Genomic DNA, 18,378 nt, shown 5'->3' with positions numbered 1-18,378 from the left:
GTTTGGTTCTATTGTAGAACTATAATTACTCATCTTTCAGACACTCAACAGGGTTAACACCAGCGGCTCTTAAGGTTTGAAGGCTTAGTACAAACCATGATACGGAAATCACCAATAAAAAAGAACTGATAAACCACATCCAGGTAATCTCAATCTGATAAGCGAAACTTTGAAGCCAAATGGAAATGAGATAGTAGGAGAAGGGTATCGCAATAGTTGAGCCTATTACAATGAGTAATATGAAACGGTTTGAAAGTAACCAAATAATTGAAGCAAGGTTGGCTCCCAATACTTTTCTGATACCAATTTCTTTGATTCTCCTAGAGGCAAAAAAAGAGGAAAGTCCTAATATACCCATAAAGGCCAATAGGCTGGCTATACTTGAAAATGCAGTAAACAATTTCTTGAATTCAATATCTGCCTTGTACTGCTGATTGATGTGATTATCCAAGAAGAAAAAATCAAAAGGAGTATTGAAGTAAGACTCTTTCCATGCCGTTTCTACTTGCTCAATTTGATTGTACAAGTCGCCACCGTCCAGATTGACAAATATATAATCCAAGGGTCTGGGCAGGTGGGCAAGCATCAAAGGTTCCACGTGATCTCTAAGGGAGCTATAATGAAAGTCTTTTATGACACCGATTACTTTTTGTTTACGGCCTGTGCTGTTAATTAAATTAGTTAATACTGCGTCTTTGGGTTTGTCAAATCCGAGCAATTGAGTGGCGGTTTCATTGAGTATTACGTGGCTATGTTCTTCACAAGCAATGTCTTCAAAACTTGACCCTGCTACCAATTTTAGTCCAAGTGTTTTAATGTAATGATCACTTACTGCAGTTGCATAAAGGTCCTGACCTAGTTCCTTTGGTTGTGTGGTTTGGCGGATTCCACCAGTCCAACCCAATTCGCTCCCGGGTACTTGAAAACTGCTAGTATATGATTTAACCCATGGTAGTAGCGCTAATTTATCCTGGAACGCAGATGCTGAAGAGCCCTCGCTTAGTGATCTGGAAAGTCTTGGTTTTTCTATGACTATAACCTTTTCTTTGTCTATTCCCAGATTATAGTTTTGGATGTAGGTGAGTTGGTCAGTGACCGCCCAGGTCATGATGATTAATGCCAGAAGAATACCAAACTGAAAGGACACGGCTACTTTTCTAAATGAGCCACTTGGTTTTGTACTAAAAGCTTGCAGAGTATTCTTCAGGCGAATTGAATTGAAGATCGTTTGGTAGTCAAATGAAACAAAGAGACTACCCAGCATAATATAAAGTATGAATAAGCCCCAAAACTCTAATTGCAGTAGCGTATCTACATTTAGCGAAATATCTAACCAAGCTTCTATCAGATCAGTTGAAGTAGAAATAACAACGAAAGCAAGGATAACAGCTATGCCATGGGTCAATAATGATTCTATAAATAACTGCACGAATATTTGCGTTTTTTGGGCACCTAGCACTCTTCTTACAGACATTTCCTTCGATCGGGTTGCGTTGTGTGCTGTGGTTAGATTTACATTATTTAACCAAGAAAGAGTCAGAATGAGCAAAGCTGCGATTCCTAAGAAGTAAAGTGACTGCTCATTACCGTTGGGTTCCAACTCACCATCTAGCTGGCTATTCAAATGAATTTCTTTAACTGGTCTGAGAGAAAATTGATAATCCATATCTCGCTCCTTCATTTTATCACCTTTGTACTTGCGTACCAAGGTAGAAAATGAAGACGCCACTTGGTCTGGAGAGACGTCAGAACTCAATTTTAAATAAGTGGTCACACCGGACCAATCCCACGAATTACTGATCCAATCGGTTTCTGGAAAAAAAGCATGATATGGAATTAAGGCTTCAAATTGGATGTGTGAATTGGGTTTGACATCAGGAATAATGGCTTTGACTTCTAGCGGCAATTCATACCTGCCATGTATCAAGGTGATAACTTGTCCTAGTGGGTTTTGATTGCCAAAGTATTTAGCGCTTGTTGTTTGAGTTAGGATAATGCTATTAGGATCTTCAAGAATGGATGGTTCTTTCAACCCAAAATCAAACATCGATAGGAAAGAAGGGTCTACAAAAGCCGGTTTTTGAATACTATAAGTCATTAGTGTTGAGTCTTTACTTACGACCGCACTAGAGGCTCTAATTCTCACTCTGGCAAATTCCTTTATACCGAAAATGTCTAGTTGAGCATCAGGACCAAAAGCTGAGTAGGAGGTAGCCTTTTGACTTTGTACTACACCACTATGTATGCGATCCACATCTACTCTGTATAACTGATTCACATTGGAGTGAAATTGGTCATAACTCCTTTCGAAAGTGATGTACTGATAGATGGAGATGGAAGTGGACAGTGCTATTGTGATGCCTGCTATTTTTATGGCATTTTGCAGTTTGTTTGCTTGCAGGTTTCGTAAGGCAATCTTGACATAGTTTTTTACAATTCCGTAATTATTCATTTTATAGGTACCCTCCAGGCTTTTAAGGAGTAAGGGTCTGAGTAGTTTAATGACTTCAATGGTATAAAGCCATTTTGCTTTGGAAGTAGAATGATTTTCTAAGTTATTTTGATAGAGCTCTTCCAGATCACCTTGAATTTCTTCTAGGTAGTCCTTGTGAATAAAAAGTCTCAGTATACGTGATGGCCAGCTTGGAGGGGATGGTTGTTTCTTTTTCATGAAATGGAAACTAGGAGATGGAGGGAATAACTTCGTAAAACTTAGAACGTACTGTCTTCATTTCTTGTAGCACCTTTTGCCCAAGGGGAGTAGCGCAATAAATACGTTTGCGTTTGCCGCCTCTTTTTTGAGTGGCCTCACCAAATTCGGAAGTCAAATAACCCTTTTCTTCCATTCTCTTTAGAGAAGTTTGAATAGAACCCACGCTAAGAGGTTGCTTCAAACGATTTTCTAACTCTAATTTAATCTGAACACCGTACGCCGATTCATTCAAATACACAACAGTAAGGAGTACAAGCTCTTCTAATTCTCCGAGTTTTGTCTTTTTCATTCTATATTATTCGTAATTGTCGTAAATATATAGAATGTTATTTAATTCGTAATTGTAGTTTATATAAAATACTTAATAAACCTCTTTGTGGGGAAGGGTTGAGCTAAACTAAGCGTTGGTATCAGGCTTCTTCAATTGCTTTATTCAGTTCCCTGATTGTGTTTTTGATGTGCTTGTGGATGAATTGATTAATTTCAATAAGCCTTCTGAGTTTTAGTTGCGACCATTTCAGGTGCTTTATTAATCCATGATCTGATTTAAGCTCTTTAATGTCTTTGGCTATTAAATTGGAAGCACTCTGCTGATAGTTATTAAACTCACTTTCAGATTTACAAACTAGATAGTTTGCTAAACCATAGTCATATATTGCTGGCCAAAGGTTGAGCGAAGCATAGGCACGTATATCATTGGTGTAGTTTTCATGTTCAACCAACACAGTTTCCAAATAGCTCAAATAGGTAATTATTTCTTTATTGCTATTTATTAGGTGGAGCTGATCAGAAGATGAGAATCCGCGAATAAATGATGAGATATTTATTAAGCGATTTTTAGTAATTTCTTCCATAAGGCCGAATGTGACATCAGCCAATAACATCTCCTCAGCACCATCTGTTTCATTACCGTTGTTACCTTGTATGATAAGCTGTATAGCAGAATCTAGTTCAAAGTAGATCGTGTCAGCATACCGTGCGTAATTATCATTCCGCTCAAGCTCAATGACCATTGATTCCATGATCTCAATGGCTTTTTCTTCTTTCTCTTGATTTTGCCTCCATTCTTCAAAAAGAAAAGAGGCCGTAATACCTATGAATATTACGACCACTTCAAAAGCATATTTTCCAATGACGTTTTTCATTCTTTTTGGAGATTGTTAGCTGATGGCTGACGTTTTGATGTCATTCCACAATCCACTGACGGATTCTTTTGATCTCACCGTCGATGTCTACCAGCATATGCTTTTTGATTAAAAAATTTGGATCAGCTTTCATCATTTCATCAATTTCCTTGAGTTCTCCCTTGTAAAGCACATCTAGAATTTGAAGTTCTGTCACAATAGTGCTGATAGTATCATCGCTGGGTAAATCATTGAGCACCTCAATCACTTCTTTTAGTGCTGGTTCTTGTTTAAGCACAACTTCAACGAGGGGACCTAAACTTTTTTCATCCGCTTCAGTAGAAGAAGCCTTATCAATGGTGACAACCGCTTGATACAATCCTTCAATGAAACTGCCTGCCAAGGCCAATCCAGCCATGTTCAGGTGATGGTCTTCTTCCATTTGAACACTCGTTGTAACGAACAGTTCATTTAGAAGCTTTGATATTTCTTCCTGATTTTGATTTGCAATATGTCCTTTCCAGTTCTGAATGTGTGCATCATCATAGATGGTAGAATCTCCTAATAGTTTTGCCATTTGATGTGATGCACTCAGGTATTCTAGACACTGTTCTTCATATCCATAGGCTGCCAAATAACTAACGTCAGAAGCAAATACTCCCATGTTTAGCGCTAGCTTGTCCGCATTGCCTTCATACTTGTTAACATTGCTTAATTCATTTATAAGTGTATTGTCAAAAGTGGCATCAATAGATTTGAGAGTAAATGGAACCAACGAAGGGGAGGGAAGATCCTTTAGTAATTGGTCAATGTCATGAATGGTCTTGTTTTCCTGTTCTTGAGCTAGTTGTTCCTCAATAATTTTCCTTTCTTCTGAAGTAGATTTTTTACCACAGCTACAAACAAGAGTTGTAAAAAGCAGGATAGTGAGGAGTTTTGCTGAGTTTTTCATAGTTCGATTTTGCTGATTTATATTTAAATGTAATAAATGGGAATTAATTAATAGCAGATTGAGTACAACTTGAATGAATGTAGCCAACACAACCCGAAGGAAATCCCGAAATGTTTACCCTTCTAGTTCTTCAATCTGTTCTACCAGTGTCTCCCAGGCTTGATCTTTGGCCTTGAGTGATTCGCTATTGATTTCGTAAGCCTGATTAATTTCTGTCAATTTTTCGGCATCATTGAAGTTGGCCGGGTCAGCGAGATCTGCTTCTAGTTTAGTCTTTTCCACTTCTAGGTTTTCCAATTCAGTTTCTACTTTACTGAGTTCTTTTTTAAGCCGAGAAAGTTCCTTTTGATCAACATCAACTACCTTCTGTTTTTTCTCTTTCTTGGGTTTTTCTTCTTTGACTACAGTCGGTTTGAAAGTATCCTTAGGTTTGTTGTTTTTGTCACACCACCAGGTATACTCTTCGTAGGTACCAGGATATTCTTTCAGTTCTTGATCTTCGATCCACCATATTTTATTGGCAACCTGAGTAACGAAATATCTGTCGTGAGAAACCAGGATAAAAGAGCCTTGATATTGTTGTAAAGCCTGAATCAATATATTCACTGACTGAATATCAAGGTGGTTTGTAGGCTCATCGAGTAGAAGAAAATTGGCTTCGGAAATCAATGTCTTGGCCAGAGCCACTCTTGATTTTTCTCCACCAGAAAGTACTTTGATTTTCTTAAATACATCCTCGTCAGAAAACAGGAAACAACCCAATACCCCACGAAGTTCTTGTTCGGATTTACCGGAGCCAAATTGTTTAAGCTCCTCCAAGATTTCGTTATCGACATTCAAAGACTCTAGCTGATGCTGCGCATAGAAAGATGGGTTCACATTGAAGCCCATCTTTGCTTTGCCTTCTACTTTTTCATCTCCATCAATGATTCTCAGTAGGGTAGACTTTCCTTTGCCGTTGGCTCCAATGAGTGCAATTTTATCACCTCGTTCTATAGTTCCGTTGGCATTTTTTAGTATGTCTATCCCAGGGTATGATTTTGAAATGTTTTCCAGAATGGAAACGTGACGGCCTGATTGCTTGCTGAAGTTGAATTTGAAATTAACCGCTGCATTTTCTTCTATCACGTCTTCTACTTTGTCCATCCGATCCAATGCTTTTACTTTAGATTGAACCTGACGTGCTTTGGAAGCTTTTGCACGAAATCGCTCTACAAATCGTTCGGTCTGCCGAATCTTGGCTTGTTGGTTTTCAAACGCATTTTTTTGCAATTCGTTTCTCAATTCTTTTTCCTCCAGATAGTTGTCATAGTTGCCTGGATAGGGTGTGAGTTGTTGGCCACTTACTTCTACGATTTTGTTAATTGTGTTATTTAGGAACTGTCTGTCGTGTGAGACAACGATAACGGCGCCTTCATAGGATTTGAGGTAATTTTCTATCCATTGAATGGACGGTAAATCCAAGTGGTTAGTCGGCTCATCAAGCATCAGAATGGATGGTTTTTCCAAAAGAAGTTTGGCCAGGATAACCCGCATTCTCCACCCTCCAGAGAATTCTTTTAGCGGACGCTGCAAGTCTTCAGTTTTAAAACCAATGCCTTCGAGTACTTCTTCTGCCTTGCTTTGAAGCACATAGCCGTCCTTGGCCTCAAATTCTTCTTGCAAACGGGATAGTCTTTCTACCAACTTGTCCTCATAGTTGGTTTCCATCTTGTGAATAATTTTGTCTATCTGGTGCTGAAGCTCAATCACTTCAGCAAAGGCCTCCATAGCTACCGATAGTATAGAATCGTCTGATTGGAAAGAAAGTAAATCTTGATTAAGAAAGCCAATGGTACAGTCCTTGGCCATACTGATCTCTCCGCTGTCCTTTTGGAGTTGGCCAATGATCAATTTCAACAATGTAGATTTTCCCGTACCGTTAAGTCCGATCAATCCAATTTTATCCTTGGGTTTGATGTGGAGGGATGCATTTTCGAATAGCGCTCTGCTACCCAGATAGTACGATAAATTGTTGATTGAAATCATGCCGCAAATATGCAAAGGATCATAAGCAATTAAAACTCTACGAACATTTGATATTAGACATCATCCCTTGTAATTTTAGCTAAGAAATTTATTACACAAGCATGCGCTACTCCCAATCAATTGCTATACTGGTATTCAGTGCTTTTTCATTCTATCAGTGTGAATCAACTCCAAAGAATGATACAGCTAATATTGAGACTGATGACACGCTAGAAGACGAGTCTTTGACCCAGGCTCTAAAAGACATCAAGCTTCCTGAAGGATTTTCGATAAGTCTTTATTCGGACAACGTGCCTAATGCCCGATCGATGACTTTAAGCCCTGGTGGCATATTATACGTGGGGACCAGACAAGATGATAAAGTATATGCACTAGAAGATACAGATGGAGACAAGGTAGCAGATAAAAAATACATCATTGCAGAGGATATGAATACCCCTAACGGGGTAGCATTCAAGGATGGTGATTTGTATGTAGCCGAGATCAACAAAATCTGGAAGTTTGTTGATATAGAATCTGACTTGAATAATGTAAAAGAACCAATTTTGGTTTCGGATGAATTTCCGAGTGATAAGCACCACGGGTGGAAGTATATCGCCTTTGGACCGGATGATAAACTATATGTGCCTGTAGGTGCTCCTTGTAACATTTGCGAAAGCAAAAAGGAAGTTTATGCCTCTATTACCCGAATGAATAAAGATGGATCAGGGTTTGAAATTTTCGCCGAAGGTGTGAGAAATACAGTGGGTTTTACCTGGCACCCAGAAACTAATGAAATGTGGTTTACCGATAATGGACGAGACATGATGGGCGACAATATGCCTCCTTGCGAGCTGAATCATGCGCCAAAGTCAGGCATGCATTTTGGTTATCCCTATTGTCATGGAGGAGATATAGCCGACCCTACTCATGGTGGGGAATATAGTTGTACAGATTTTACACCTCCAGCTCAGCAACTAGGTCCTCATGTAGCCCCACTTGGATTGAAGTTTTATACGGGTGATATGTTTCCAGAGGAATATAAGAATGATATTTTTATCGCCGAGCATGGCTCATGGAATAGAAGCAGCAAGATTGGGTATCGAGTGATGCGGATCAAAATGGAGGATGGCAAGGCAACAGGATATGAGCCATTTGCTTATGGATGGTTGGATGAAGAAGCGCAGGAGGCCTTTGGTAGGCCTGTAGATGTATTGATTATGCCTGATGGAGCGATGTTAGTTTCTGATGACAGAGCAGGAGTCATTTATCGAATTTCTTACTCAGCCAACTGATGGAGCATCATATTGATTTCAATTTTTCAGCGCCTTTTTATACACTCAATGAGTTGACTGATCAAACCACAGATGTATGGATTGCTTGTCCAGGTTATGGTCAATTAGCGAAATACTTTATCAGAAGATTTGATGTGTTTGACCCCAATAAGCATTTTGTTATCGTACTTCAAGGATTGTCAAAGTTCTATCTCCCAGATCAAAAAAATGTAGGAGCCAGCTGGATGACCAAGGAAGGTAGAGAAACTGACATGCAGAATCAACGATCGTATTTTGATGCAGTGACCAATGAACTTTTTAGAGGAAACTCTCTGAACAATTATAAGGTTCATTTAATGGGATTCTCACAAGGAGTGTCTATGATCAGTAGGGTGGCGGCACATGCAAAAATTGATTTTGATACGCTGGTGCTATGGGCTGGCGGTTTTCCTCCCGAACTTAAACCAGTAGATTTTGAACATCTCAATGCCAAGGCTAAACTCAAAGTGGTCTTAGGGTCTCAAGATGAATTTTATGCTCTAGATAAAAACTACCAACCTGAAGTCGATAAAATGGAAGCGGCCATTGGGCTAAAACCAGAAATTATTGTATTTGATGGTATTCATGAAGTGAAGCGTGAGGTGCTGGCTTCATGTATAGATTAGGTATTCCTTTCAAGAGTTAATACATGGATTTTAAAATTCAAATTACCGTCAACCACATCATATTTCAATCCATCACAAAATACAGCTGACCTCTGAGGTTTGTGTTTAAATTGCCTATCTAATTTAATAATGAAATAATATGATGGCAAGGAGAATACTTGTATGGAGTTTGGTGGTTTTAGGATATTCAGCAGCAGCACAACCAGATCGATGGCAACAAAATGTGGAGTATAAGATGGAGATTGATATGGATGTAGAAACCAATCAGTTTACAGGCGTCCAAAAACTTAAATATTACAATAATTCCCCTGATACGCTCGATAAGGTTTTTTACCACCTTTATTTCAATGCCTTCCAGCCAGGAAGTATGATGGATGTAAGAAGTAGAACCCATACTGATGCTCGAAGAGGGGTTCAGGATCGCATCTTCAAATTGAATGAAGACGAGATTGGATATCATAAAATCAAAAATTTCAAGCAAAATGGAAAGAAGGTTAGCACTTCTGTTGATGGTACTATTATGACTGCCAAACTATCCTCTCCAATTTTGCCTGGAGAGACCGTAGAGTTTGATATGGAATTTGAAAGTCAGGTGCCTATTCAAATTAGGAGAAACGGAAGAGATAATGCTGAAGGTATTCGCTACTCTATGGGGCAGTGGTTCCCTAAAATAGCAGAGTATGATTACTCGGGCTGGCATCCACACGACTATATCGCGAGAGAGTTTTATAGCCCTTGGGGTGATTATGATGTGTCTATTACTATAGACAATGACTACGTAGTTGGGGCCTCAGGTGTATTGCAAAGTGCTGAAGAATCGAAGAAGGGTAAGACTACTCATCGTTATGTAGCCAAAAATGTACATGATTTTGCTTGGGGAGCAGATCCAGATTATACACATGATGTTGTAAATATTAGAGAAGGACTAGATGTTCATATTTACTATCAGGCTGACACCTTGAAAGAACAATGGGAACAGTTGGGCGACTATATGAAAAAGGCCATTTCGTTTATTGAAGCAAAATGCGGAGAGTATCCATATCCTGTTTATAAGGTAGTGCAAGGTGGAGATGGAGGAATGGAGTATCCTATGCTTACTCTTATGACAGGGCACAAATCACTGAGGTCTGTTGTAGGTACAGCCGTTCATGAATTCCTTCATAGTTATTACCAATTGGTTTTGGGTACGAATGAGAGCTATCTCTATTGGATGGATGAGGGATTTGATCAGTATTACGATGAGATGACCATGAACTATCTATTTGACGAAAACTTTGTGTCGCGCAAACCTATGGCAGGCTACTACAGGTATTATAAAGGTATAGTTGATGCTGGTAAAGAAGAGCCACTGACTACTCATGCAGACCACTTTGAAGATCACAGGGCGTACGGTATGGCTGCCTATGGCAAAGGAGCATTGGCCTTACAAAATCTTGAATACATCATGGGAAGAGATGTGTTCGACAGAGCTATGTTACGCTATTATAATACTTGGAAATTCAAACATCCAAATGCAGTAGACTTTGAGGTGATTATGGAAAAAGAAAGTGGCTTGGAGTTGAGCTGGTTTTTTGATTATTGGGTGAAAACGACAAAAACCATTGATTATGCTCTATCTAATGTTAATACTGTAAAAGGAGGAATCGAAATTTCAATGGAAAGAATTGGCTTAATGCCCATGCCCCTAGATGTAATGATTACCATGAAGGATGGAAGCAAGACGAGCTACAATATTCCATTAGGATTGATGCGAGGAAATAGGGCGTTGCAAGAGGATGAAATACTAATGACTCCATGGAAATGGGTCAATCCTTATTATTCTTTTGTTGTAGATGTGAATATCGAAGACGTGGAGACCGTAGAGATTGATCCCTCTCGTCGTATGATTGATCTAAATTATGACAACAATAGGTATCCAAATCGTAATAGTGAGGTAGAAATCAAAGGGAAGCCTCAGAAACTGGAGAATAACTTGTAGATTTGAGTACGATCAATAAGAATAATTAATTTGAAGTTTAAAGAAGTTGGTATTCACCCGCCCGTATTGGATGGAGTAGATGCCATGGGTTTTGAAAATACTACTCCTATACAGGAGAAAGCCATTCCCATTATTTTAGAAAACAAAGACCTCATTGCCTGTGCACAAACAGGTACAGGTAAAACCGCAGCTTTTTTATTGCCTACCATGCAGCAGATTCATGATCAATCCGATCATGGCAGTATCGATGCGCTTGTGGTAGTGCCAACCCGGGAGCTTGCTATACAGATAGACCAGCAAATTCAAGGGCTCGGGTATTTTGTTGAAACGAGCTCTCTGGCGGTCTATGGTGGTGGCGATGGAATGAGCTGGGATGTACAGAAGAAAGCACTTCTCAAGGGAGCTAATATAATTATAGCGACGCCAGGTCGTATGATTGCTCACTTGAATCAGGAGTATGTAGATCTGTCAAAAGTGAAGCATTTCATCCTTGACGAAGCTGATCGAATGCTAGATATGGGGTTTTATGATGATTTGAAAAAAATCATGAAGTTCATTCCTAAAGATTGTCAGCGATTGATGTTCTCGGCTACGATGCCACCGAAAATAAGAAAGCTGGCCAAGGAAATTTTGAATGATCCTGAGGAGGTGAATATTGCGATATCAAAGCCTTCTGAAAATATCCTTCAAGGAGCGTTTATGATTTATGATGGTCAGAAACCTGAATTGATCAAGCATATCTTCTCGGCTAAAAAGATGGATAGTGTGATCGTATTCTTATCAAGAAAAAGTGAAGTTGATAAAATTGCGAGAGAGATTAAGAGTCTTGGAATCAATGCGGCACCTATACACTCCGGTCTCGAACAAAAGAAACGTGAGGATGTCCTACAGGATTTTATTAATAAGAAGATCAATGTGTTGGTAGCTACTGATGTAATGAGTAGGGGAATCGATATCAAAGGCATCGACATGGTAATCAACTACAATGTGCCTGGAGACGCAGCGGACTACGTACACAGAATTGGTCGTACAGGTAGAGCAGATGCCAATGGTGTAGCATTCACTTTCGTGAATGAAGAGGATATGTACAATTTTTCAAATATTGAAGAACTGATTGGCAAGGAAATTCAAAAGGTTAAAATACCTGAGCATATCGGAGAAGGGCCAGCGTACAATCCGAAGTTTAGAGCATCCAAACCAAAGCGAAACGGTCAGAATAAACGTCGATTCAGCAAGAAGTAATTCTAATTCAATATGTTTTACTAAAAAAATTAGCATTTAGTTTTGCTGATTAGAATTATAATACTAATTTTATTGTCATTAGCGCTAATTAATTGATCAATCAACGGGTTTAATTAATTTAATGATAAAATAATTAGTAATGGAAACATATACTGTAGGAGGAGAATACAGACTAAAACTCACGTCTAAGAAGTTGAAATCTGGAAAATGTCAAGTTAAATTTCATGCATCAGTTCAAAAAACGAAAAAGATGTATGGTTATGTGTTGGCTGATTCAGGAGAGACCTTGAAACATGTAGTTGAAAAAATTATCAAGCGCTTAGATCAGGTAAAGAATCGTGAAAATTTTCATCATATCAATTTGTATTCGATAGGAAAGCCAGCAGTGAGTGATACGGGTATGGTGCTATTTGATGCTTAATGGTTGGAATAAAAAGAGGTTCTGTTAAGTTTGTTATCAATTGAAAATCGAACATGGAAGTAGCCAAGGTAAACGACAATATTAAATTCTTACGAAAGAAATTCGGATACACACAAGAGACATTTGCTGAAGCCATTGGGATCAAACGATCACTGGTAGGTGCGTATGAAGAGGGTAGGGCCGATCCCCGATTGAACAACTTACTTCGAATGTCTGAAGTGTTTAACGTGAGTGTCGATACGCTGATCAGCAAGATGGTTAGTGAGTTGTCCGATGAAGAACTACATCAGCAAGAAGAAGGAAGTGCTAAAGTCCTGGCTATTACAGTGGATAAGGAGGATAACGAAAACATCGAGCTAATACCTCAGAAAGCATCAGCAGGCTACATGAACGGCTATGCTGATCCAACCTACATAGAAACGATGCCCAAGTTTCAACTACCTATGTTACCTAAAAATGCAACCTATCGTGCCTTTGAAATTTCCGGGGATTCTATGTTGCCATTGCAGCCCGGAACAGTGATTATTGGAGAGTACGTAGAGAACATCTCCAATATAAAGAATGGAAAGACTTATGTGTTGCTGAGCAAAGAGGAGGGCGTAGTGTACAAGAGAGTGTTCAACTATGTAGAGGAGAACGGAAAACTCTTTCTTGTCTCAGACAATAAGTCCTATGCACCTTATCAAGTAGACGCCAAAGATATTATTGAGGTGTGGGAATCCAAGGCATTTATAAGTATCGATTTTCCTGATGCTGATGGTAAAGGTGACTTGTCCATGGAGGAGCTTTCAGGTATTGTCAAGAATCTTCAAAACGAAATAATAAAACTCAAAGACTCTAAATAAAAACACCCCACAAAGGAGTTATTCTTGGTGGGGTGTTTTTGAAAGAGCTTACTTACGAATTAGAATCCTATTTCTAATTGTGCCGAATAGATCATATTGTCATTTTTAGTCGCTCTATCTCTGTATGCAACACTTGCTTGCAATTTCAAAGTATGGCCGACAATGTATTTTCCAAAACCAATTTCATATCTTCTTTCATCGTCATCAATTTCAATTCGCTCCGGTCTTACGTCCGTGAATCTACCATCAACTGACCAATTATTTTTGAACAAATAGCCTGATTGAATGTTAAAGGCTTGTCCAGTGTAAAAGTAGATATCATCTCCACTACTTGTAACGCCACTAATTACTCCATCTGCTACTCTTTTGTGCGCATATTCGGACATGACACTAAATCCTTTGTACTTGAACATCATATCTACGAAAATTGTAGCTAAGTCACTGTGAACTTTATCGCCATTGGCATCAAGGATAAATAACCCTAATTGACCTCGTTGTCTTGATGTTCCAAAGTTGTGATCATAGGTCGCTCCAATGGATAGTTTTGGTGATTGTTCTCTCGCCAAGTCCTCTCCAAAGTAATCGCCTTTATTTGTGAATTTCCCGAAAGGTAGAATCTCCCCCCTGAAAGTGTAATCATATCCTGCTTCCAAGGATTCGGTTATGTTTCTTCCTTCTCCCTTAGTAAGGGCGATTACTTCTCGAAGAACAACATTACCCATCTTGTGTTCGTGGTGTAGCCAAAGTCCTTTATCACGGTCGATATTAAACCTACTGTTCAATCTACTTCGATCTACAAGCTGTAGAGCACCAGATGAAATAACGCGTTCTCTATTGCCAGGAAGTTTGGTCTGACCCACCCATAGTTGCCATCCTGGGAGAAACTTCCATTTCAATACCGCATCAAGTACAATACTTGCCGCTCCATTGTGTTCTGCGAAAAAATCTCCTTGATCTCGGTTAGACATCGCTAACTCAATTTTATAATTGATTCTTGGATCGTAGAGATGTCCTTTGAATTTCAAACGAAAACGTCTAATCGTAAATGCATCTGCGTACTCATTGGTTTCTAGGTCTTGAGCACCGATATACTGCGTTTGGAATCTATTATTCCATTGCATACTGAAAGAGGAATCTTTCGCCATAAAGCGAATACCTTTTCCCATCTTACTGCCGTCGAATGATTGAGCTTGGGCCATTACGGCGCACGCAGCCAAAGCTATAGTAATGTAAATGAATCTCATATTTTCTGAATATATGCCGCGAAGTTATTGGGTAGCTTCTTGTAACTAGTTACTCCATAATTATTTTAATGTTAAGTAATTGTTAACAAAGGAAACGGCTTGAAAAATAGCTATTAAAGTTTGTTGAGAAAGATCAACGCCAATGGCAAAATGAAAAACACAAATAGGATATAGAAGAATCCAATTACTTTGTACTGCATCGTCATGAACCCAAATTTTCTTGCATAATAAATAGGAAGTTGTCTGAGGTACGGTATAAGCAAGAAGATGAGGGTGCCAATGAGGTTGAATAGAAAGTGCACAAGAGCGATACTCAAAGCTGCTTCAGATTTATTAAAGGCAGCAATCAAGGCAGTGATCGTGGTGCCAATATTGGCTCCTACAATGTATGGGAAAATTTTGCTCTGCTGAACCTTTCCAGTCGCTCCAAGAGATACAATGATAGAAGTTGTTATCGAACTTGATTGTATGCCAGCTGTTAACATGGTACCAAGACCGAACGAATTCAATTTACGCTTAAAGAAAACTTCCTGAAATCGCTCGTCAGAAGCACCGATCATTCTTTTGGAAATTATTTTCGAAATAATCTTTATAGATGCAAAGAGGGTAGCACAGGCAATCAGCACGAGGATTATTTTGTAATCAATTGATTTTATTAGAAATCCATTGATAATATCGAATAAACCAGAGCTTGAATCTTGACCTGTTTTTGTAGGGATGTTTGAGAGGTTAAAAATAGAAGCTACCGAAGTAGAGAGTTTAGACAGTAAATGATAGTAGTATTCAAGTGGAAACAGAATCATTACGGTCATGATATTAAAGAAGTCATGCATAACTCCAGTGGCAATGGCATTTTTGAATGCCTTATTGTCCGTGATGTAACTCAAAGAAACAATGGTGCTTGTCAAAGTAGTGCCAATATTTGCTCCCATGATCATAGGTACTGCATTCTCCAAAGTCATGCCTCCTGATGCAACGACTGCGACTATGAGTGATGTACTTGTGCTGCTACTTTGAATTACCGCGGTGATGAACAAGCCAATAAATAGGCTGATAAAAGGGTTAGAAGTTATCGACAATATTTTTATTACAGTTTCATTGCCGATGACATGAAAAGTGCCGGTCATTAAATCTAATGACCACAAAAACACAAAAAGAGCAACAGAAATGCTCAAAATGAATTGAATTACACTAAGTTGATTTTGTTTTATATTACCTTCCATAATTCCGGCTGCAAAATTAGAATAGATTGTCTTGCCGTATATTACCAAATTGTTAACATATCAAATGTTAATCGTCTGATATTGGGTTTATCCTTAACATTTATTTAAAATTGAACTTCCTTAATATTTATAGCTTTGCAGCGGAAAAAATAATTATTCAGAAAATAAAATAACGATCTCGTGGAATACGGAATTTATGACATTTTAAAACTTGTAGGAGCACTCGGGTTTTTCATTTATGGAATGAAAGTAATGAGTGAATCGATTCAAAAGGTAGCGGGGGATTCCTTGAGATCTGTAATGAGCATTATTACTTCAAATAGAGTAAGTGGTGTGTTTACCGGATTTTTGACTACTGCTATTATACAGTCCTCTTCTGCTACCACAGTAATGGTAGTGAGCTTTGTGAATGCAGGATTGTTGAAGCTTAGACAGGCCATTGGAGTAATTATGGGCGCCAATATTGGTACCACCATTACTGCGGTGCTCATTTTGGTATTTGGTTTTTCAAAATTTAGTATTTCGCATTATACGCTTCCTATTATAGCAGTTGGTTTTCCACTATTGTTTGCTAAAAAAGTGGAGTGGAAGTACTGGGGTGAGTTCTTGATTGGATTCGCTCTCCTATTTATGGGATTGAGTGCATTGAAAGGTGCTGTTCCAGATTTGAAACACAATCCAGAAATTTTGGCTTGGATCACTGATTTGAATAACCTTGGATTTTTGTCAGTTGTAATTGCCGTGCTTATCGGAACCGTGCTTACTGTAGTAGTTCAATCTTCAAGTGCTGCCATGGCCATTACTTTGATTATGTGTGATAATGGATGGATTCCTTATGATATGGCAGCGGGTATCGTGTTAGGAGAAAATATTGGTACAACTATTACAGCTAATTTGGCAGCTCTAGTTGGTAATGTTCATGCGAAGCGAGCAGCACTTGCTCACTTTATGTTCAATGTTTTTGGAGTGGTTTGGATGCTTTTGATATTTAATTTTTATATCAATGGAATCGATTCTATCATGGTGAGTACAGGCAATGGGTCACCACTAAACGAGACTGGAGCTATCAAATGGGGGCTAACCTATTTCCACATTAGTTTCAACATCTTGAATACGGCTATTATGATATGGTTTGTGCCTCAAATCGAAAATGTGGTAACTCGATTGATATCATCCAAAGACGAAGAAGATGAAGAATTTCACTTGGAGTTTATTGGTACACAATTGATGAGAACTGCAGAATTGTCATTGATGGAAGCGAGAAAGGAAGTGGCTAAATTTAGTAAGCATGTAGTGAAGATGAGCAAGTTTGTCCAGGAACTGATCGAGTCTACCGACACTAAGAGAATTGAAAAGCTTACAGATAAAATTTCAAAGTATGAAGATCGTACGGACGAACTTGAAATGGAAATCGACGATTATCTAGTGAAAGTATCTGAAGGTAGATTGAGTACGGCGGCCTCTGAAGAGATTCGTGCAATCATGAGCATCACAAGTGACCTGGAAAGAACTGCTGATATTTTCATGAGAATGTCTAGAGAAATTAACAGAAAAAATAAGCACAATCTTACATTTACGGACGATCAGATCTCGAACATTCAGAAGATTTTCAGTTCTGTAGATGAGGCATTGACTGTCATGCATACAAATCTAAAGGCAGATTATTCTGAGGTAGAATTAGAAGATGCAATGTCAAAAGAGTCATCGATAAATAAATTGAAAAAGGAATTGAGTAAGCAGCACTGGAAGAGCGTCGAGGAAAATCACTATGACGTACAGACTGGAATTGTTTATAGAGATATCATCTTTGGATGTGAAAGAATCGGAGATCACATTATCAATGTGACTGAAAGTATTGTAGGTATTGAAGAACATGTGTCTGTATCGTAAGAGACGGTAATTCATAAAAAAGCCCGAATCATCTTAGAAGATTCGGGCTTTTTTGTTTTTACAGTAAACTAATCCTTTCTGACTTTACCGCTGCTACTCGTATCGACATATACTTTGTCTGGATTTCCTCGATAATAGACTTTGCCGCTACTGCTTGCTCTTCCATCAATTAGACCGTGAACAGTTATTTCTGCTTTGCCTGAGCTACTAACTTTCACATCTGCTTCCTCACTGTCCATGTCGTATGCGGATAGTCTTCCTGAACTGCTAATGTCGATGTCTTGAAATTTGGCCTTCCCTGAAAGAACAACATCAGCACTGCTAGAAATTCTGACATCCAATTTTCTAACGTTGAGTATTAAGTCTGCTCTACCAGAACTGCTAGCTCGAATTTCAAAATTTTCTGTGGCTATTTCGTCTGATCCAATGACCGAACCAGAAGAGCTTACGGAAACGGACTCTAATTTTCCTGAATAGGTGAGGTCAATCTCAACGTTTTTGGAAAAGTAATTACCTCTTTTCATTCGGATGTATAATGTGGATCCTTCAACTTCAGTTTCGACACGGTCAGCGTCTACGCCACGAGTCTCTATTTTGGCCTCATTAGTATTGCCTTTTTTCATTCTTACCGATATGGATTCGCTTACTTTGACTTCGTTAAATGAGTCAAGTTTTCTTGTTTCACTGGTTTGAGCTTGAACCACTAAGAAGCTTGCTAGAAGGATACCCAAACAGGTTATTGCTTTTTTCATGAGATTGTAAATTTTTGATTGTTTCCTATAAGGACTAGTAGTTAACAA

At 38.7% G+C, this 18,378-nt stretch carries 15 protein-coding genes; 7 read left to right on the top strand and 8 right to left on the bottom strand.

The genetic code is table 11. From position 1 onward, the window contains the following. Nucleotides 1-25 precede the first annotated feature (25 nt). The 5 genes from ACO6S2_RS13470 to ACO6S2_RS13450 all read right to left on the bottom strand — a co-directional run bounded on the left by ACO6S2_RS13470 (nt 26) and on the right by ACO6S2_RS13450 (nt 6,817). Entirely contained in the window at nt 26-2,671 is a 2,646-nt protein-coding gene (locus tag ACO6S2_RS13470) for an ABC transporter permease (protein ID WP_422359081.1), read from the bottom strand. Between the two features lie 10 nt (nt 2,672-2,681). After that, nucleotides 2,682-3,002: a PadR family transcriptional regulator gene (locus ACO6S2_RS13465; RefSeq protein ID WP_422359080.1), complete on the bottom strand. Its 321-nt coding sequence runs from the start codon at nt 3,000-3,002 to the stop codon at nt 2,682-2,684. 121 nt (nt 3,003-3,123) lie between these two features. Beyond that, nucleotides 3,124-3,858, bottom strand: a complete 735-nt coding sequence (locus ACO6S2_RS13460; protein WP_422359079.1) for a hypothetical protein — start codon at nt 3,856-3,858, stop codon at nt 3,124-3,126. A gap of 40 nt (nt 3,859-3,898) precedes the next feature. Continuing rightward, a complete protein-coding gene (locus ACO6S2_RS13455) occupies nt 3,899-4,789 on the bottom strand; it encodes a hypothetical protein (protein ID WP_422359078.1) in 891 nt (296 codons plus the stop codon). 114 nt (nt 4,790-4,903) lie between these two features. After that, entirely contained in the window at nt 4,904-6,817 is a 1,914-nt protein-coding gene (locus ACO6S2_RS13450; RefSeq protein WP_422359077.1) for an ABC-F family ATP-binding cassette domain-containing protein, read from the bottom strand. A 101-nt stretch (nt 6,818-6,918) separates the two neighbouring features. On the opposite strand from ACO6S2_RS13450, the gene ACO6S2_RS13445 reads away from it, so the two are divergent. From ACO6S2_RS13445 to ACO6S2_RS13420, 6 genes are all read left to right on the top strand, one after another. After that, entirely contained in the window at nt 6,919-8,091 is a 1,173-nt protein-coding gene (locus ACO6S2_RS13445) for a PQQ-dependent sugar dehydrogenase (RefSeq protein ID WP_422359076.1), read from the top strand. After that, complete coding sequence (locus tag ACO6S2_RS13440) at nt 8,091-8,735, top strand: alpha/beta hydrolase (RefSeq protein WP_422359075.1); 645 nt, start codon at nt 8,091-8,093, stop codon at nt 8,733-8,735. Before ACO6S2_RS13445 ends, ACO6S2_RS13440 begins: the two co-directional genes overlap by 1 nt. 139 nt (nt 8,736-8,874) lie before the next feature. Next, nucleotides 8,875-10,713, top strand: coding sequence for a M1 family metallopeptidase (locus ACO6S2_RS13435; RefSeq protein ID WP_422359074.1), 1,839 nt, complete (start codon nt 8,875-8,877; stop codon nt 10,711-10,713). A gap of 30 nt (nt 10,714-10,743) precedes the next feature. Beyond that, nucleotides 10,744-11,955: a DEAD/DEAH box helicase gene (locus tag ACO6S2_RS13430; protein ID WP_422359073.1), complete on the top strand. Its 1,212-nt coding sequence runs from the start codon at nt 10,744-10,746 to the stop codon at nt 11,953-11,955. A gap of 139 nt (nt 11,956-12,094) precedes the next feature. Then, nucleotides 12,095-12,376, top strand: coding sequence for a hypothetical protein (locus tag ACO6S2_RS13425; RefSeq protein ID WP_318171712.1), 282 nt, complete (start codon nt 12,095-12,097; stop codon nt 12,374-12,376). 53 nt (nt 12,377-12,429) lie between these two features. Next, the gene (locus ACO6S2_RS13420) at nt 12,430-13,221 is read left to right on the top strand and encodes an XRE family transcriptional regulator (RefSeq protein ID WP_422359072.1); all 792 of its coding nucleotides are present in this window, start codon (nt 12,430-12,432) and stop codon (nt 13,219-13,221) included. 59 nt (nt 13,222-13,280) lie between these two features. Here ACO6S2_RS13420 and ACO6S2_RS13415 read toward each other — a convergent pair whose 3' ends face one another. Further along, complete coding sequence (locus tag ACO6S2_RS13415) at nt 13,281-14,465, bottom strand: porin (RefSeq protein ID WP_422359071.1); 1,185 nt, start codon at nt 14,463-14,465, stop codon at nt 13,281-13,283. A 113-nt stretch (nt 14,466-14,578) separates the two neighbouring features. Further along, nucleotides 14,579-15,688, bottom strand: coding sequence for a Na/Pi symporter (locus tag ACO6S2_RS13410; RefSeq protein ID WP_422359070.1), 1,110 nt, complete (start codon nt 15,686-15,688; stop codon nt 14,579-14,581). 180 nt (nt 15,689-15,868) lie between these two features. On the opposite strand from ACO6S2_RS13410, the gene ACO6S2_RS13405 reads away from it, so the two are divergent. Further along, on the top strand, nt 15,869-17,578 hold the full coding sequence (locus ACO6S2_RS13405) for a Na/Pi cotransporter family protein (RefSeq protein WP_422359069.1): 1,710 nt from the start codon (nt 15,869-15,871) through the stop codon (nt 17,576-17,578). Between the two features lie 68 nt (nt 17,579-17,646). Here the strand turns inward: ACO6S2_RS13405 and ACO6S2_RS13400 are convergent, their stop codons facing one another. Beyond that, nucleotides 17,647-18,330, bottom strand: a complete 684-nt coding sequence (locus ACO6S2_RS13400; protein ID WP_422359068.1) for a head GIN domain-containing protein — start codon at nt 18,328-18,330, stop codon at nt 17,647-17,649. Between the last annotated feature and the right edge of the window lie 48 nt (nt 18,331-18,378).

Source organism: Reichenbachiella sp., from assembly GCF_965233835.1.
GTDB lineage: Bacteria > Bacteroidota > Bacteroidia > Cytophagales > Cyclobacteriaceae > Reichenbachiella.
This window is presented reverse-complemented; position numbering and strand designations above follow the sequence as displayed.

Bases quoted from the DNA above. Each gene is read 5' to 3' on its own strand.
- ACO6S2_RS13470 (WP_422359081.1), bottom strand. From the start codon at position 2,671: ATGAAAAAGAAACAACCATCCCCTCCAAGCTGGCCATCACGTATACTG.
- ACO6S2_RS13465 (WP_422359080.1), bottom strand. From the start codon at position 3,002: ATGAAAAAGACAAAACTCGGAGAATTAGAAGAGCTTGTACTCCTTACT.
- ACO6S2_RS13460 (WP_422359079.1), bottom strand. From the start codon at position 3,858: ATGAAAAACGTCATTGGAAAATATGCTTTTGAAGTGGTCGTAATATTC.
- ACO6S2_RS13455 (WP_422359078.1), bottom strand. From the start codon at position 4,789: ATGAAAAACTCAGCAAAACTCCTCACTATCCTGCTTTTTACAACTCTT.
- ACO6S2_RS13450 (WP_422359077.1), bottom strand. From the start codon at position 6,817: ATGATTTCAATCAACAATTTATCGTACTATCTGGGTAGCAGAGCGCTA.
- ACO6S2_RS13445 (WP_422359076.1), top strand. From the start codon at position 6,919: ATGCGCTACTCCCAATCAATTGCTATACTGGTATTCAGTGCTTTTTCA.
- ACO6S2_RS13440 (WP_422359075.1), top strand. From the start codon at position 8,091: ATGGAGCATCATATTGATTTCAATTTTTCAGCGCCTTTTTATACACTC.
- ACO6S2_RS13435 (WP_422359074.1), top strand. From the start codon at position 8,875: ATGATGGCAAGGAGAATACTTGTATGGAGTTTGGTGGTTTTAGGATAT.
- ACO6S2_RS13425 (WP_318171712.1), top strand. From the start codon at position 12,095: ATGGAAACATATACTGTAGGAGGAGAATACAGACTAAAACTCACGTCT.
- ACO6S2_RS13420 (WP_422359072.1), top strand. From the start codon at position 12,430: ATGGAAGTAGCCAAGGTAAACGACAATATTAAATTCTTACGAAAGAAA.
- ACO6S2_RS13415 (WP_422359071.1), bottom strand. From the start codon at position 14,465: ATGAGATTCATTTACATTACTATAGCTTTGGCTGCGTGCGCCGTAATG.
- ACO6S2_RS13410 (WP_422359070.1), bottom strand. From the start codon at position 15,688: ATGGAAGGTAATATAAAACAAAATCAACTTAGTGTAATTCAATTCATT.
- ACO6S2_RS13400 (WP_422359068.1), bottom strand. From the start codon at position 18,330: ATGAAAAAAGCAATAACCTGTTTGGGTATCCTTCTAGCAAGCTTCTTA.